At 62.8% G+C, this 16,332-nt stretch carries 13 protein-coding genes; 11 read left to right on the forward strand and 2 right to left on the reverse strand.

What is annotated here, in order from left to right:
- Positions 1-40: 40 nt before the first annotated feature.
- Positions 41-2,956 (forward strand): ATP-binding protein, encoded by a 2,916-nt coding sequence (locus B3P22_RS10890; RefSeq protein WP_296270999.1) that lies wholly within the window; start codon positions 41-43, stop codon positions 2,954-2,956.
- A gap of 22 nt (positions 2,957-2,978) precedes the next feature.
- Here B3P22_RS10890 and B3P22_RS10895 read toward each other — a convergent pair whose 3' ends face one another.
- Positions 2,979-3,224 (reverse strand): hypothetical protein, encoded by a 246-nt coding sequence (locus B3P22_RS10895; RefSeq protein ID WP_275546971.1) that lies wholly within the window; start codon positions 3,222-3,224, stop codon positions 2,979-2,981.
- 206 nt (positions 3,225-3,430) lie between these two features.
- On the opposite strand from B3P22_RS10895, the gene B3P22_RS10900 reads away from it, so the two are divergent.
- The gene (locus B3P22_RS10900; RefSeq protein ID WP_296271000.1) at positions 3,431-4,012 is read left to right on the forward strand and encodes an NADAR family protein; all 582 of its coding nucleotides are present in this window, start codon (positions 3,431-3,433) and stop codon (positions 4,010-4,012) included.
- A 48-nt stretch (positions 4,013-4,060) separates the two neighbouring features.
- On the opposite strand, the gene B3P22_RS10905 is transcribed toward B3P22_RS10900, so the two are convergent.
- On the reverse strand, positions 4,061-5,914 hold the full coding sequence (locus tag B3P22_RS10905) for a DUF4105 domain-containing protein (protein WP_296271001.1): 1,854 nt from the start codon (positions 5,912-5,914) through the stop codon (positions 4,061-4,063).
- Positions 5,915-6,064: 150 nt separating this feature from the next.
- Between B3P22_RS10905 and B3P22_RS10910 the strand changes: the two genes are divergently transcribed.
- From B3P22_RS10910 to B3P22_RS10950, 9 genes are all read left to right on the forward strand, one after another.
- Positions 6,065-6,580: a sigma-70 family RNA polymerase sigma factor gene (locus tag B3P22_RS10910; RefSeq protein ID WP_296271002.1), complete on the forward strand. Its 516-nt coding sequence runs from the start codon at positions 6,065-6,067 to the stop codon at positions 6,578-6,580.
- Positions 6,567-7,532, forward strand: coding sequence for a DUF4880 domain-containing protein (locus B3P22_RS10915; protein ID WP_296271003.1), 966 nt, complete (start codon positions 6,567-6,569; stop codon positions 7,530-7,532). Before B3P22_RS10910 ends, B3P22_RS10915 begins: the two co-directional genes overlap by 14 nt.
- A gap of 305 nt (positions 7,533-7,837) precedes the next feature.
- On the forward strand, positions 7,838-10,288 hold the full coding sequence (locus B3P22_RS10920) for a TonB-dependent receptor (RefSeq protein WP_296271004.1): 2,451 nt from the start codon (positions 7,838-7,840) through the stop codon (positions 10,286-10,288).
- 189 nt (positions 10,289-10,477) lie between these two features.
- Complete coding sequence (locus tag B3P22_RS10925) at positions 10,478-12,964, forward strand: Lon protease family protein (protein ID WP_296271005.1); 2,487 nt, start codon at positions 10,478-10,480, stop codon at positions 12,962-12,964.
- Between the two features lie 164 nt (positions 12,965-13,128).
- The gene (locus tag B3P22_RS10930) at positions 13,129-13,482 is read left to right on the forward strand and encodes a hypothetical protein (protein WP_296271006.1); all 354 of its coding nucleotides are present in this window, start codon (positions 13,129-13,131) and stop codon (positions 13,480-13,482) included.
- 138 nt (positions 13,483-13,620) lie between these two features.
- Complete coding sequence (locus B3P22_RS10935) at positions 13,621-14,112, forward strand: TIGR00645 family protein (protein WP_161864595.1); 492 nt, start codon at positions 13,621-13,623, stop codon at positions 14,110-14,112.
- 130 nt (positions 14,113-14,242) lie between these two features.
- Positions 14,243-14,545 (forward strand): DUF6482 family protein, encoded by a 303-nt coding sequence (locus tag B3P22_RS10940; RefSeq protein ID WP_197855009.1) that lies wholly within the window; start codon positions 14,243-14,245, stop codon positions 14,543-14,545.
- 11 nt (positions 14,546-14,556) lie between these two features.
- Positions 14,557-16,110, forward strand: a complete 1,554-nt coding sequence (locus tag B3P22_RS10945) for a cryptochrome/photolyase family protein (RefSeq protein ID WP_296271007.1) — start codon at positions 14,557-14,559, stop codon at positions 16,108-16,110.
- Entirely contained in the window at positions 16,107-16,244 is a 138-nt protein-coding gene (locus B3P22_RS10950) for a DUF2256 domain-containing protein (RefSeq protein WP_296271008.1), read from the forward strand. The genes B3P22_RS10945 and B3P22_RS10950 overlap by 4 nt, the downstream gene beginning before the upstream one ends.
- Positions 16,245-16,332 lie beyond the last annotated feature (88 nt).

The raw sequence follows: 16,332 nt of genomic DNA on the forward strand, positions 1-16,332 counted from the left end.
GCCCTTCGCGTCTGCCCGCGACCTCTGAAAAGGAGCCGTAATGCCGAGTTCTAGCCGCTACCCCCTGCGTCAGTGGATCTGGCGAGCGTTCGTGCAAAGCGCGCTGATCCCGCTGATTCTCGTGGAGTCGGTGTTGATCGCGGTGTATCTGTTGAGTAACCAGGCGATCCGTGACGCGCAGGTCGAGCATCTGCAGGAAACGGCGGTGAAGGATCTGGCCAGCGCCGCGCTGCGTGAAGGGCAGATCATCGATGGCCGTTTGCGCTCCATCGAGTCGTTGGTGCAGGTCTTCCGCGATGAGACACATGAGGCCTTGCTCGACTCTCGCTTCCAGGCGGACGAGCTCGAGCGCCAGCGTCATGCAATGACTGAAAGCGGCGTTTTCTACACGCGCAGCGATGACGGGCGGGCCGCGTCTTTCTATGCCAACAGCACGCCTCTGGCGCAGCAGGATCACGCAAAAGTCATGCGCCTGTCGCAGATCGACCCGCTGATGCGTTCGATCCAGCAGGCCAATCCGCTGGTGGCTGCGCTGTATTTCAATACCTGGGACAGCTACAACCGCATCTACCCCTGGTTCGATACGCCCGCGCAGTATCCCCATGACATGGTGATACCCGATTACAACTTCTATTACCTCGCCGATGCCCAGCACAACCCGCAGCGACAGGTGATGTGGACCGAAGTTTACCTCGACCCGGCCGGCCTCGGTTGGATGCTATCGGCCATCGCCCCGGTGTATCGCGATGATTTTCTCGAAGGTGTGGTCGGCCTGGACGTGACCGTAGGCCAGGTATTGGGCGAGATCGCCGAGCTCAACGTGCCTTGGCACGGGTACGCGATGCTGGTCAGCCATGACCACAACATCATGGCGCTGCCCAAGGCCGGAGAACTGGATTTTGGTCTGCGCGAGCTGACCCAGTATTCCTACGATGAGGCCGTGCGCCGTGAGGTGCTCAAATCCGAGGACTTCAATCTGGCCAAGCGCGAGGGCATGGCGCCGTTGCTGCAGGCGATGAATGAGGGCAGCGGTAATGTGCAGGAAGTGCTGCTGGGCGGCCGCAAGCAACTGGTGGCCTGGAGCGAGATTCCGCAGACCGGCTGGCGCTTGCTGCTGGTGGTGGACGAGGAGCAGATCTTCCACGACACCAACCAACTGGCCGAGCGCTACCTGCACATCGGCTACCTGCTGATTGCCGGTCTGGCAGCGTTCTATCTGTTGTTCTTCGCCCTGATGTGGCTGCGTTCGCGCCACCTGAGCAACCAGTTGGCCGAGCCCATCGACGGCATCGTCGACATGGCCACCAGCCTGGGGCAGGGCGAGTACTCGCCAACCGTGCCGGACAGCCACATTGCCGAGGTCAGCCGCCTGGCCGAGGCGGTGCAGCAGGCTGGCAAACAACTCCAGGCCAGCGAACATGAGCGGCAGGAGACGCAAAGCATCCTGCAACTGGTGCTGGATAGCACCACCGAAAGCCTCTGGCAGATCGACACGCGTGATCTCACCATCGATCTCAGCGAGCGCTTCGTACGGCGTTTCGGCCTGGGTGCGAGACACCTGACGCTGAGCGAATTCAACCAGCGCGTGCACCCCGATGACCTGGAGCGCCTGCGCCACCTGCGCAAGCTGTTCGCCGACAATGGCGAGGAGTATTTCGACGCCGAGTATCGCTATCTCGATTGCCGCGGCGAGTACCTCTGGCTGCTTAGCCGAGGCAAGGTCCTGTTGCGTGACGAGAGTGGCTGGCCGCTGCGCATCGCCGGCACCCACGTCGATATCACCCGCCTCAAGCAGGTGGAGGACGAGCTGCGCCACGCCAGCCTCGAAGCGCTTGCCGCCAGCCAGGCCAAGAGCCGCTTCCTGTCGAGCATGAGTCACGAGTTGCGCACGCCGCTCAACGCGATCCATGGCTTCGCCCAGCTGATCGAGATGGAGGTGCAGGACAAGCACGACGCGAAACTGGAGACCGACTACTCGCGCGAAATCGTCAATGCCAGTCGTCATCTCACCTCGCTGGTAGATGACATTCTCGACCTGTCGAGCATCGAGAGCCGGCGCCAGCAGCTGCAGTTCCAGCCGATCGAGATCGGTGCGTTGCTCAGCGGTTGTGCCGAGCTGGTGCAGCCCGAGGTGCAACACAAACAGTTGCAACTGCAGGTGATGGAGGCAGCCGACCCGCCCTTGTTCGTGCAAGGCGATCCACGGCGGGTGCGGCAGATCCTGCTCAACCTGCTGTCCAACGCGATCAAATACAACAGCCCGCGCGGCACGATCCGCATGGGCTACGAGGTGCGTGCCGATTGTGTTCGGTTGTGGGTCGACGATACCGGGCCGGGCCTGTCGAGCGAGCAATTGGCGCAGTTGTTTCAGCCATTCCAGCGACTGGGGCGTGAGAGCTCGAACATTCCCGGAACCGGTATCGGGCTGGTGCTGTGTCGTGAACTGGCCACGCTGATGGATGGCGAGATCGGCGTGCGTAGCGAGCCCGGCGTGGGCAGTCGCTTCTGGCTCGACATACCCAGTGCCGCCAGCCCTGAAGGCGCTCACGACGAAGCCGTCGATGTGCCGGCGCAAGCGGCGCGCAGCCTGGTGCAGGTGTTGTGCGTGGAGGATCACCCGGCCTGTATGAAGATGCTCCAGGCCTCGCTGCGCGATTTCGCCGAGGTTCGCGGCGTGAGTTCCTGCCAGCGGGCGCTGGTCGAATTGCAGAACAGCGAGCCAGCGCTGGTGGTGCTGGATATCGACCTGCCCGATGGCGATGGCCTGGCAGTGCTCGACGCCATGCGTGCCGAGCCGCGTTTACGCGATGTGCCGGTGCTGGTGATCAGCGCGGTGGCCGACGCTCGCCTGTTCGAAGACGCCAGGGCGCGTGGCGCCAGTGCCTGCCTGAGCAAGCCGGTGGATCTGCAGGAGGTCAGGCAGGTGGCGCTGGGCCTGCTCTACAGCGGTTTCTGAGCAGGCTCGCAGCGCTCTGCCTTTACTCGCTGGCTGACAGCAGGTCCAGCGCTTCGCCGAGGACCTTGACCGACTCGCCGTGATCGCCAGCCTTGTGCAGCGCTTCGCCCTCGGCGCGCAGCTCCTTGACCTTGGCCAGCACCTCGGGATCGGAGGGCGGATCGCTTTGCAGCAACGCATCGATCTTGGCCATGTCCTGTGGGCAGTGCATGGCCCACAGCGGCAGGCTGATCAGGGCAGCGGCGAGAAACATGAGTGTGCGACGCATGATGACTCTCCTGAAACGGGCAGCGGGAATTTCAGTATAGGAGCATCCTGTGTTTGCGTTTCCTGCCCGCGGGTCAGCGCTTATCGCGGCGGCTAGTGGAAGGCTTCAGACAGCAACCGATGGCGGCGGGGTGCACCGGTATGCAGCGGCCGGCGGCACGCTCCAGTATGCTGTGCGGCATGATTCAACCCATGCAAGGAATGCGTATGAACCTGCCCATGACCGTCGAGCAACTGCAGCAGGCCTGCGCCGCTGGCGATCGCTTCGACTATCTGTATTTCTGGGGGCACAGCCGTGCGGCCGGCGCGCCGGTTGGCAAGAGTTGTCTGAGCCAATGGTATCCCTCGGCCTTCACTCTCGACGGAATCAACTACGCCACCGCCGAGCACTACATGATGGCCGGCAAGGCCCGGTTATTCGAGGATGCTGAGGCGCTGGAGCGTGTTCTGGCTGCGCACACGCCGAATGAAGTCAAGGCGATTGGCCGGCAAATCCGCGGCTTCGATGAGGTGCTCTGGCGTGAAAACCGTGAAGCCGTCGTCTTCGAAGGCAATCTCGGCAAGTTCTCGCAAGACCCCGAGCTGGCGCGATACCTGTTGGGGACCGCGCCGCGTGTACTGGTCGAGGCCAGCCCTGTCGATCCCGTCTGGGGTATCGGTCTGGCGGAGGGCGACCCGAACGCTCACACCCCGGCCTCCTGGCGTGGCCTCAACCTGCTGGGCTTCGCCCTGATGCAGGTGCGCGAGTGCTTGTTGAACGAACCCGGGCGCCTGCCGCGCGAGGCTTGAGCGAGCCGCCAGCGACTCGTGACCAGCAGCCGCTGAGCACTAATACGATCAGTAGTGATACCAGCGCAGCTCCAGCTTCACCTCATTGACCGGGCTGGCCAGTTGGCTGAATTCACGCTGGGCGCTCAGGCGCAGGCCGAGGTTACGTGACACTTCCCACTGCTGGTTGAGCGACAGGCGCCGGCGCACCTCGCCGTTGTGGAAGTAGTCGCCGGCTGCCTCCAGAGTCAGGTTACCCAACGGGTTGCGCCACAGCAGCCCGCTGTTGAAGCCGAGTGCCGGAGAGACGACGGCGGCAAAGTCCTCGTTGTATTCCAGGCGCGCGGTGCCGAGGGCGAAGCCGAGCAGGTCGTCGTGCAACTGCCAGGTGGCGCCGGCGCCACCGCTGATATGACCGACCAGCTGGCTGTCGCCGTCTTCGCCGAGTACTCGCTCCAGGCCGCCGCCAACCTGCCAGGACAGCGGCTGGAGCAGGGCGTTGCGCGGTGTCAGCGAGCGAATATTGGCCAGATCCAGGCGCTGCAGCTGCCAGTGGTTGTTCTCGTACTGGCGCAGCTTGAGCTGGAGGATCTCGATCTGCGCGCCCAATGGGAAGCCATCGAGATTGTCGTTCAGGTCGTGATAGGCCATGCGCAGGCCGTACTCGGCAAAGGCACGATCATCACGGCTGCCGCCGGCCAGTTGCCAGGTGCGCGATTCGTGGCCTTCCTCGGGCAGCAGTGGGCGCTCCACCTCCAGCGGTGGCGGCGGGTTGCGGTTGATCGCGCCGAGTAGCTGGAAGCTGCGCTGGGCGTTGCTGCTGCGTTCTTCGTCATTGGCGTGATAGCGCACCAGGCGGAATGCCGCATCCTGAATCAGTGCGCGACGCTCGACCGGGAGGGCGAGAAAATCGGCGTTGTCGAGCTGAGTCGGGTCTTCGCTCAGGCGCAGTACCCAGGTCTGTTCGTCGCTCTCCAGCGGTTCGGCGCGCGCCAGCAGCTCGCGCTCGCGTGATGGGCGATAGTCGATGCGTTCCACCAGCCCGGCGTCCTTGACCGCGCGCACGGTGTCGGTGGGGATGGCGGTGAGCGGGAAGTGCTCGGTCAGTTCGATACCCGGGCGGGCGATTTCCAACAGCTCCAGCAGGCGGTAGGAGCAGTTCTCGTCGAAGAAGAAGTAATCGAAGCGGATCTGCTTGAGCTCCCAGACGTGCTCGACCATGCGCGCGGTTTCTTCCTGCGTCAGGTTCAACCGGTATTCCCACAGGTCGCGGTTCTCCAGGCGGTTATATTCGCTGAGCTTCTCGCGGTAAGGCACCAGGGCGAACAGGCCGGGATAGCCGCCCATCAGCCCGCGCCAGGCGTAAAGGATGCTGTTGTCGTTGCCTTCAATAAAGGCGCCGAAGTTCAGCGCATAGCTCAGCAGCGCAGTGTTGTGGCTGTCGATGTCGGGCTGGTCGATGCGCAGCAGGGTGTGGCCGAACATCGATGAGGGGCTGTTCAGATAGGCGGCCGGGAACACCAGCACCGTGCTGTGCGGATTGACGTCGGCGATCCAGTTTCGATACTCGGCGCAGTCCGGGTTGGGCAGGTCATCGAGTTGCAACTGGGCCTTGAGCCAGCGGGTGCGCGCCGGGTAGATGCATTGCGGGTGGCGGTCGCCCAGTTCGGCGGGCTGATACAGGGCCTCGAGGGTTGCCCGCAGTTCGGCGGCCGGGTCGCTGTCGCCGTCGGTGGCGAGAAAGAAATCCTCGTCATCGACATAGCTGCGCCAGCCGCCGAGCTTGCCGGTTTCGTAGTGGCCGAGTGCGATCCAGTAAGGATCGGCGGCGAGTTGTTCGACCGTGGCGGCGTGCAGGGGAAGGGCGAGGCTCAGTGCGAGGACGGCGAATATCCGTTTCAAGGTCGCTGTTCTTCTGGTCATGGCGATGGCCGAGCTTTGGCCAAGCCAGGCGCGGATGTCAAGGTATGAGGGGCCGTGCAGGTGGACGTATCGCACCGTGGCGGGATTGCTGCGAAGGGGGCGAAAGGAATAACATGAGAATTCCTATCAATTGCGTCTTTGCCTTCCCGTATGTCCAGCAATACATCAGGCCTTTCCCCCACCGTCGATCAGCTTTATCGCGAACATCAGTCCTGGTTGCACAGTTGGCTCAGCCGCCGGGTGGGCTGTCGGGACAATGCCTCGGATCTGGCGCAGGACGTGTTCGTGCGTCTGCTGCGCAGCGAGATGCCGGTAACGCTGCTCAATCCGCGCGCCTATCTGGGCCGTATCGCCCGCGGGCTGATGATCGATCAGTACCGACGTCGCGCATTGGAGCAGGCCTATTTGGAGAGCATTGCCCATCTGGGCGAGGGCGAGGCGCCTTCGGAGGAAGAACGCCTGCAACTGCTCGACACGCTGGAGGCACTGGATTGTCTGCTCGACAGGCTCAAGCCGCGGGTGCGTCAGGCTTTTCTGCTGGCCCAACTGGATGGTCTGACCTGCTTGCAGATCGCCGAGCAGCTTGGCGTATCGCGCGCCACTGTCGAGCGCGACCTGGCCAAGGCCCTGCACGCCTGCTATCGCTTCAGCCATGAACAGGACTGACCCGCCGCTTGATGCCGCGGTGCTCGAGGCTGGCATCCAGTGGCTGGTACGGATGCGCTTCGACGTGCCCGATGCCGCCACCGTGGAACGGTTCGAGCGCTGGCTGGGCGAATCTCCCGAGCATGAGCGCGCCTGGCAGAGCGTGACCCAGGCCGGCGAGCGCTTCGCCAATCTGCCGCCGGCCCTGAGCCGTCGAACACTGGGCGGCGTGCGCGAGCGCATGAGTCGTCGGCAGAGCCTCAAGATGCTCGGGTTGTTCGCGGCTTCCGGCGCGCTGCTCTGGCAGGCGCGCGAGCATACGCCGCTCCCCGGGTTGATGGCGCAGTACCGCAGCGATGTGGGCGAGCGGCGTCTGGTCGAGCTTGGCGAGGGTAGCCGTATCCACATGAACAGCGACAGCGCCTTCGATACCGCCTTCGATGGGCAGTCCTGGCGTATTCGGCTGTATCGCGGTGAATTGCTGGTGGAGGTCGCAGGCGAGGATCGGCGGCCGCTTTGGCTCATGGGGCGCGACGGTCAGGTGCGGGGCCAGGCGTCGCGTTTCCTGCTGAACCAGCACCACAGCGGGTTCAGCACCCTGGCCGTGAGGGACGGAGAGGTGAGCCTGTTCGGCGATCCGCAAACGACTGCAGTTGCGCGCGTCGCGGCGGGCGAGCAGGTGCGCTTCGACGCCGATGGTGTGCGCCCGGCATTGAGCGATGGCCTGGACCCGTGGGCCTGGACCGACGGCGTGATCCGCGCTGCTGACATGCGCCTGGACGCCTTTCTGAGCGAGCTGTCGCGGCATCGGCGCGGCCTGCTGGTATGTCGCGACGAGGTCGCGCACCTGCGCGTATCCGGTACCTACCAACTGGACGATACCCGGCAGATCCTGGGGCTGCTGGCACTGGCGCTGCCGGTGCGGGTGGACTACCGAACCGATTATTGGGTGACCGTCAGCGCAAGGGCCTGAGCCTTACCTGCAATGCTGTTCACTTGATTTACGGTCGAGTGCAATTCACCTCCTCGCCCTTTGCCCCTCTCCACAGGCGTGCCACCAATAAATGGGGGAGGGAAGCCTGGCGCGTACAGCCTTGAGCGAACAGCATTATGAGCCGTACCCGAGCTTGCGCAGCGCTTAGCGCAGCCCGAATGGCGGACGCTGATAAATAAAAACCGCAAATACGAAAATAATTGAGGTGGTTTCTCATTCATGTTCGGCATGTCAGGAAAGGCCGGCTACAGGCTTCCAAATTCCAGACTGCTACGGAGCAATGAATGACCCTCTCCCTCCACCCCCTGACCCGCGCTTTGCGCGCCTCCCTGTTCGGTCTGTCGTTGGCCGTTGCCGCCGTGCCGGTCATGGCCGAACAGGGCGCCGCTTCGCAACAGCAGTCCTGGGACATCCCGGCCGGGCCACTGGCCGACGCGCTCGATCGTTTCGCCCGTCAGGCTGGCGTCAGCCTCTCTTACGCTGCCGAGGAAGTGGCGGGCAAGCAAAGCCCTGGCGTGCAGGCTGTGAGCGATACGGCCCAGGCATTGCGGATACTGCTGGGCGGTACCGGCATGCAGGTGGAGCAACTCTCGCCCAAGGCGTTTCTGCTGAGTGTGCCAGGTGATGCGCAGGGGGCGTTGAACCTGGGAGCCATCAGTGTGGTGGGCACCGGCCTGGGTGGTGTGACCGAGGGCAGCGGTTCCTACACCACTGGCGCGGTGTCAATCGGCAAGACGCCGCAGTCCCTGCGTCGCACACCGCAGTCGGTCACGGTGCTGACCGAGCAACGGATGAAGGATCAGAACCTCACCAACCTCAAGCAGATGTTGCAGCAGACGCCTGGCGTAGTGGTCGATCAAACCGACAGCGAGCGGGTGACTTACTACTCGCGTGGCTACCAGATCGATGCTCTGCAGTTCGATGGTTCGACGATCAATGTCGATTGGCGCAGCGGCAATTTCATTCAGCCTGACGTCGCCACTCTCGACCACGTCGAGGTGTTGCGTGGTGCCAGCGGCATGCTGCGTGGTTCCGGTAACCCATCCGGCGTCGTGAATATGGTGCGCAAGCGTCCGACGCGCGAGTTCCAGGGCTCGGCCAGTTACACGCTCGGCTCGTGGGATGCCAATCGCTACGTGGCGGATGTGTCCGGGCCGTTGACCGAGAGCGGCAACATTCGTGGTCGGGTGATTGCGGTGCACGATGACAAGGATTTCTTCCAGGACACCCGCATGGAGCGCAAGAACGTGCTCTACACGGTGCTGGCAGCCGACCTGAGCGACAGCACCACCGTCACCGGCGGCTTGGAATACAGCGAGATCGATGCGACCGGGGCATGGGGCGGGCTGGTACCGGACTTCGACGGTTCGCCGCTGCGCTTTTCCCGCTCGACCTTCCTCGGCGCCAACTGGGCGCGCTGGGACCGCACCAATACCCATGCCTTCGCTGAGCTGGATCACGCGTTCGCTAACGGCTGGAGCCTCAAGTTGAACGCCAACCGCAGTCGCTTGGCATACAAGGACCACGGCTTCCAGCAGACTTCGCTGGCCAGAACCGCGGGTACCAGCAATCCCTACCTGTGGGACGTGAACTACAACTTCAACGACGGTGGTGGACGTACCAACTACAGCAACGTGGGTGCGGTGCTGGACGGGCCTTTCGCGCTGCTCGGGCGCGAGCACCGGCTGACCGTGGGGGCTGAGTGGAACGAGGCCGATGCCATCGGCGTGGAGTCGGTATGGGGCTATAACGCGCGGGGTGTCGACGTGCGCAACTGGAACCCATCGAACGTGAACAAGGATCGCATCGGCGCCCAGGCCAACCCGCAGGCGCATACCATCACTACCCAGAAGGCCACCTACGCCAGCCTCAACCTGTCATTGGCCGATCCGCTCAACGCGATTATCGGTGCGCGCCTGAACTGGTACGACTTCGAGAACCGTAACAGCGCGACCGGCGATTACAAGGTCACCCGCGAGATCGTCCCTTACGCCGCGCTGATCTACGATCTGACCGACAACATCAGCGCCTATACCAGCTACACCGAAATCTTCGCGCCGCAGACCAGTTACGACGTCTCAGGCTCGCTGCTCGAACCCATGACCGGTGAGGTATACGAACTTGGGCTAAAGGGTGAGTTCTATCAGGGGCGTCTGAACAGTTCCATCGCGGTCTTTCGCACCAACCTGGTCGGTAAGGGATTGCAGGATGCCAACGCCATCGCGCTGCCTTGCCAGCCGAACAATGCCATCGGTTCCTGCATGGTTGCCGCCGGCAAGAGCCGCAGTGAAGGTGTGGAACTGGAAATATCCGGCGAGGTGATGTCCGGTTGGCAGGTAGGGGGCGGCTATACCTACACCACCACCGAATACTTGAAGGATACGGCCAATAATGAAGGCAACGTGCTGCGCACTACCGATCCCAAGCACTTGCTGCGGCTATTCACTACTTACAAACTGCCGGGACAGTTTGCCAACTGGACTGTGGGAGGCGGCGTCCAGGCGCAAAGTGACATTTACGCCGTCAACAATACGCGTACCGCACGGGCCGAGCAGGCCGGTTACGCGGTTTATAACGCCATGGTTGCCTACCGCTTCAACGAGCATTATTCGGCACAGTTCAATGCCAACAACCTGTTCGACAAGTACTACTACGAGAAGATCGGGGTGACCGGCGCCAACTACTACTACGGCGAACCCCGCAACTTCTCCCTGACCCTGCGCGGCGAGTTCTGATCCTTTCTCTGCGAACCCTGAACACCGCCTGAGGGCGGTGTTCCTGTATCTGCAGCCTCCGAGCCATGAAGCGTGCGCGTCATGGCTTTTTTGTCATATGGAGGAATCAAACCTTGATCGCGGCCAGATAGCAGGCCCAGAATCAGCCCATGTTTTTGCGGAACTCCCGCTTGCTATAAAGGATTGCCAATGTCCAAGCGTAGCCTCGATGCTTTGCGCCTTGCCCCCGAATCGCTGACCCGCCCCTTCGCCCCCGAGCAGTTCAACTTCAGCAGCACCGATGATCTCGAACCTTTCCGCGGCGTACTCGGCCAGGCCCGCGCAGTCGAGGCCCTGCAATTTGGCGTGGCCATGCCGTGTCCCGGCTATAACGTGTTCGTCATGGGCGAGCCCGGCACCGGGCGCTTCTCCTTCGTCCAGCGCTACCTCAAGGCCGAAGCCAAGCGTATGGAAACACCGGCCGACCGGGTCTACGTCAACCATTTCGACGAGCCGCGCGAGCCGCGTGCGCTGGAGCTGCCAGCCGGTACGGCGAGCGACTTCATCGCCGATATCAATCAGCTGATCGACAACCTGCTGGCCACCTTTCCGGCGGTGTTCGAAACGCCGACCTACCAGCAGAAGAAGAGCGCCATCGACCGCGGCTTCAACAAGCGCTACGACCAGGCGCTGGACGTGATCGAGCGTCTGTCGCTGGAGAAGGGCGTGGCCCTGTACCGCGACAGCACCAATATCGCCTTCACCCCGATGGCAGACGGCAAGGCGCTGGACGAGGCCGAGTTCGCCCAGTTGCCGGAAGCCGACCGTGAGCGCTTCCACGCCGATATCGCCGCGCTGGAAGAGCGCCTCAACGAGGAGCTGGCCAGCCTGCCGCAGTGGAAGCGCGAGTCGAGCAACCTGCTGCGTCAGCTCAATGAAGAGACCATCACCGTCGCCTTGCAGCCACTGTTGGCGCCGCTTTCGGAGAAGTATGCCGAGAACGCCGGCGTCTGCGCCTACCTGCAGGCGATGCAGATCAACCTGCTGAAAACTGCCGTCGAGCAGCTGGTGGATGTCGACAAGGCCGATCCGCAACTGCGCAAGCTGCTGGAAGAAATGTACTGCCCGAGCCTGGTGGTCGGTCACCATGCCAATGGCGGTGCGCCGGTGGTGTTCGAGTCGCACCCGACCTACGACAACCTGTTCGGCCGCATCGAGTACAGCTCCGATCAGGGTGCGCTGTACACCAGCTATCGCCAGTTGCGCCCGGGTGCGCTGCACCGCGCCAATGGCGGTTATCTGGTGGTCGAGGCGGAAAAACTGCTTGGCGAGCCCTTCGTCTGGGAGGCGCTCAAGCGCGCCCTGCATTCGCGCCAGTTGAAGATGGAGTCGCCGCTGGGCGATCTCGGCCGCATCGCCACCGTCACGCTCAACCCGCAGGTCATCCCGCTGCAGCTGAAGGTCATCATCATCGGCTCGCGGCAGCTGTATTACGCGCTGCAGGATCACGATCCGGACTTTCAGGAGATGTTCCGCGTTCTGGTCGACTTCGACGAGGACATCCCGCTCGCCGAGGACAGCCTGGAGCAGTTCGCCCAGTTGATGAAGACGCGTACCTCGGAAGAGGGCATGGCGCCCATGACCGGTGCTGCGGTGGCGCGTCTGGCCACCTACAGCGCACGTCTGGCTGAACACCAAGGGCGCCTGTCAGCGCGTATCGGCGACCTGTTCCAGCTGGTCAGTGAGGCCGATTTCATTCGCCAGCTCGCCGGTGAGAAGATCACCGACGTCGGCCATATCGAGCGCGCGCTCAAGGCCAAGGCTACGCGCACCGGGCGCGTGTCAGCGCGGATCATCGACGACATGCTGGCCGGCATCATCCTTATCGACACCAGCGGCGCCGCCGTCGGTAAGTGCAACGGCCTGACCGTGCTGGAAGTCGGCGACTCGGCCTTCGGTGTACCGGCACGGATTTCCGCCACCGTGTATCCGGGCGGCAGCGGTATCGTCGACATCGAGCGTGAGGTCAGCCTCGGTCAGTCGATCCACTCCAAGGGTGTGATGATCCTCACTGGCTTTCTCGGTAGCCGCTATGCGCAGGAATTCCCGCTGGAGATTTCCGCGAGCATCGCCCTGGAGCAGTCCTACGGTTACGTCGACGGCGACAGCGCCTCGCTCGGCGAGGTGTGCACGCTGATCTCGGCGCTGTCGCGCACGCCGCTCAAGCAGTGCTTCGCCATTACCGGTTCGATCAACCAGTTCGGCGAGGTGCAGGCCGTCGGCGGGGTCAACGAGAAGATCGAAGGCTTCTTCCGCCTGTGCGAGGCGCGTGGTCTCACTGGCGAGCAGGGGGCGATCATCCCGCATTCCAATGTCGCCAACCTGATGCTCGACGAGCGCGTGCTGCAGGCCGTGCGAGACGGCCAGTTCAACGTCTATGCGGTGCGCCATGTCGATGAGGCGCTGAGCCTGCTGGTCGGTGAGGCGGCCGGTCACCCGGACGAGAAAGGACGTTTCCCCAAGGGCAGCGTCAATGCCCGTGTGGTCGAGCGCCTGCGCGATATCGCCGAGATCGGCTTGGAGGAGGAGGGCAAGCCCGCCGAAGCGGAGAAGGCCAAAACCGAAGCCGAGCCGGCAGCCGCCAAGCCGGCCAAGGCGCCGCGACGCAAGAAGGGCGAGGGCGACGCGGCGAGCTGAGCAAATCTTTCACGATTGTCCCGGATCGCCCGGTACAGGCGCGTCGGACTCGTTGCTAACGCTTCATGCACAGAGTTATCCACAGATCGCGTGGATAACTTTGGCTTCACAGTGCGGGCGCTCGGGGTGTAGGCTGGAGCCTGGATTCCGCGAGGGTCGCAGCCATGTCGCGCAGCCTCTGCCTCACCCGCCAATGCCTGGGCCTGGTCACGCGCATCGAATGCGTGATCCGGCCGATGGTAGATAACCAAGGACGCTGGATACTGCTCTGCGCCGCCGGCATGTCAGGCGCGCAACCTTCTGCGATCAAGGCGCAAGGCCCATTCTATGGGCCTTTTGTCGCAGAAGGGGTCCTTGATTCGATTGCCGAAAGCCTGGCCTTGCAGGGATATGCCGAGTGCAGCGAACCGCCCATCTGGCGCTTGCACATGCAGGCCGAGTTGCGCCGCGTCAATGGCGAACGCAACAGACCGCTCAGTGCCTTGCAGCGCCGCCCCGAAACTGACGGGCACAGCTGAAACGTCTGCAACAAAGCGCGCCGGAGCATTCACCGGGGACTCGCGTTGATGGGGGTTATCCACAATACGCTGGCTGCTTCTGCTGATGCTGGACGATGGGTATACTCGCCGCGTTTTTCTCTCTTCAGTGAGTTTTCCATGGAACGCTTTATCGAAAACGCCATGTACGCATCGCGTTGGTTGCTGGCGCCGATCTATTTCGGTCTGTCTCTGGGTCTGCTGGCGTTGGCGCTGAAGTTCTTCCAGGAAGTCTTCCACATCCTGCCGAACGTGTTCGCCATGGCAGAGTCCGACCTGATTCTAGTGCTGCTGTCACTGATCGACATGGCGCTGGTAGGCGGCTTGCTGGTCATGGTGATGATCTCCGGCTACGAGAACTTCGTTTCGCAACTGGATATCGATGACAGCAAGGAGAAACTCAGCTGGCTGGGCAAGATGGACTCCAGCTCGTTGAAGATGAAGGTGGCCGCTTCGATCGTGGCCATTTCCTCGATTCACCTGCTGCGGGTTTTCATGGATGCGCGTAACTACGAAACGGACCATCTGATGTGGTACGTGATCATCCACATGACCTTCGTCGCCTCGGCGTTCGCCATGGGCTATCTGGACAAGCTGACCAAGCACGATTGATCCCGGCTTGTTTCAAGACCGCCCGTCCGAACAGGACGGGCGTTTTGCGTTCTGGGGTTGAGCTTTTTCTTTGTTTTACAAGAATTATGTTTGTATAAGTTCTTGTATAGAAAAAACGAGGGAAAGCCAGATGAATCTGCATGATCTATCCGCTTATGCCCAAGCCGGGCGCATCGATGAACTCAACCTGATCTCGCTCGAAGGCGGCATCTACCTGCTCGAAGCACGGATGGAAGGGCGCGCGCATCCGATTATCGACGAACACGGCAGTACCTTGAGCCTGCGATCAGTAGAGCATGCGCGCGACGTGCTGCAGGAAATGCCGACGCTGCCGTTCTTTCTGGTGCACAGCTCGGTGCACGACGAGATGTGCGGCTTGCCCTCGGCCGCCAACAGTCTGCGTGTGCCCATCGCCTTTCGTTCCGGCTGGTGAAAGCTCCGCAGATGGCCGTTGATTTTGAGGGCGGTGTACGCCGCCTGATCCTGATTCTGGGTGATCAACTGACGCCCGGCCTCGGCGCGCTGCAGGACGTCGACCCGCAGCGCGACCATCTATTGCTGGCCGAGGTGATGGAGGAGGCCAGCCATGTAGCGCATCATCCGAAGAAGATCGCCCTGATCTTCAGCGCCATGCGCCATTTCGCCGAGGTCCTGCGCGCGCAGGGCCTCAAGGTGCATTACGTGACGCTCGATGATCCCGACAACAGCGGCTCCCTGCCCGGCGAGCTATTGCGCTGGACGCAGCAGCTGGACCCCGCCGAAATCCATCTGACCGAGTGCGGCGACTGGCGCCTGGAGCAGGCCCTGCGCCACTGCGGCGTGCCGATCCACTGGCACCCGGACAGCCGTTTTCTGTGCACGCGCGATGCCTTCGCTGCCTGGGCGAAGGACCGCAAGCAGCTGCGCATGGAGTTCTTCTACCGCGAGATGCGCCACGCCAGTGGCCTGCTGCTCAACCCCGACGGCACGCCTGAGGGGGGCGCCTGGAACTTCGACGCCGACAACCGCAAGGCGCTGCCCAAGGGCGTGCGTCCACCTGTGCCTCTGCGCATCGAGCCGGATGCCATCACCCGTAAGGTGCTGGAGTTGGTGGGACAGCGTTTCGCCAGTCATTACGGCAGCCTGGAGGGCTTCGACTACCCGGTGACGGCCGAGCAGGCCGAGCGCCTGTGGCAGCATTTTCTCGCCCAGGGCCTGGCCGACTTTGGCGATTACCAGGACGCCATGGCCGATGGCGAACCCTTTCTCTTTCACTCGCGCATCAGCGCGGCGCTGAATATCGGCCTGCTCGATCTGCGGCGGATCTGCGAGGAGGTAGAGGCGGCCTACCGTGCCGGCGACGTGCCGCTCAACGCCGCCGAAGGCTTCATCCGCCAGTTGATCGGTTGGCGCGAGTATGTGCGCGGCGTCTATTGGCTGCGCATGCCGGAGTACGCCGAAGGCAATCGCTTCGGCAACTCACGCGCACTGCCCGAGTTCTACTGGACCGGCAAGACGCGCATGAACTGCATGCGCCAGGCCATCGGCCAGACCCTGGAACACGCCTACGCGCACCATATCCAGCGGCTGATGGTTACCGGCAACTTCGCCCTGCTGGCCGGCATCGCGCCCAAGGCTATCTGCGACTGGTACCTGGCCGTGTACATGGACGCCTTCGACTGGGTGGAGCTGCCTAACACCCTGGGCATGGTGATGCACGCCGACGGCGGCTACCTCGGCTCCAAGCCCTATTGCGCCAGCGGCCAGTACATCAAGCGCATGTCCGATCATTGCCAGGGCTGCAGCTACAAGGTGAGCGAAAGCACCGGCGAGTCGGCCTGTCCGTTCAATGCCTTGTACTGGCATTTCCTCATGCGCCACCGTGAGCCGCTTGAGCGCAACCCGCGCATGGGCATGGTCTATCGCAACCTGGCGCGTATGAACGAGGCCAAGCAGCAAGCGCTGTGGGACTGGGGCAAACGCCTGCTGGCCAAGCTCGATGCCGGGGAAACGCTGTGAAGAAGGCTCAGTTGCCGGTAAAGACCTGCTTGGTCTGCGGCTTGCCATTCACCTGGCGCAAGAAATGGGCGCGCTGCTGGGATGAGGTGCGCTACTGCTCCGAGCGCTGTCGCCGTGGGCGCAACAAGCAATAGGGCGAGAGTGTCGCCGCTGAAGCGTCTTCCTTGGGTTCAGCTGCGACGGGCAATGCCTGCGGCCGTGACGCCGCGCCTGGCTTCTGTG

This window comes from Pseudomonas sp. UBA6323 (genome assembly GCF_002439135.1).
GTDB lineage: Bacteria > Pseudomonadota > Gammaproteobacteria > Pseudomonadales > Pseudomonadaceae > Aquipseudomonas.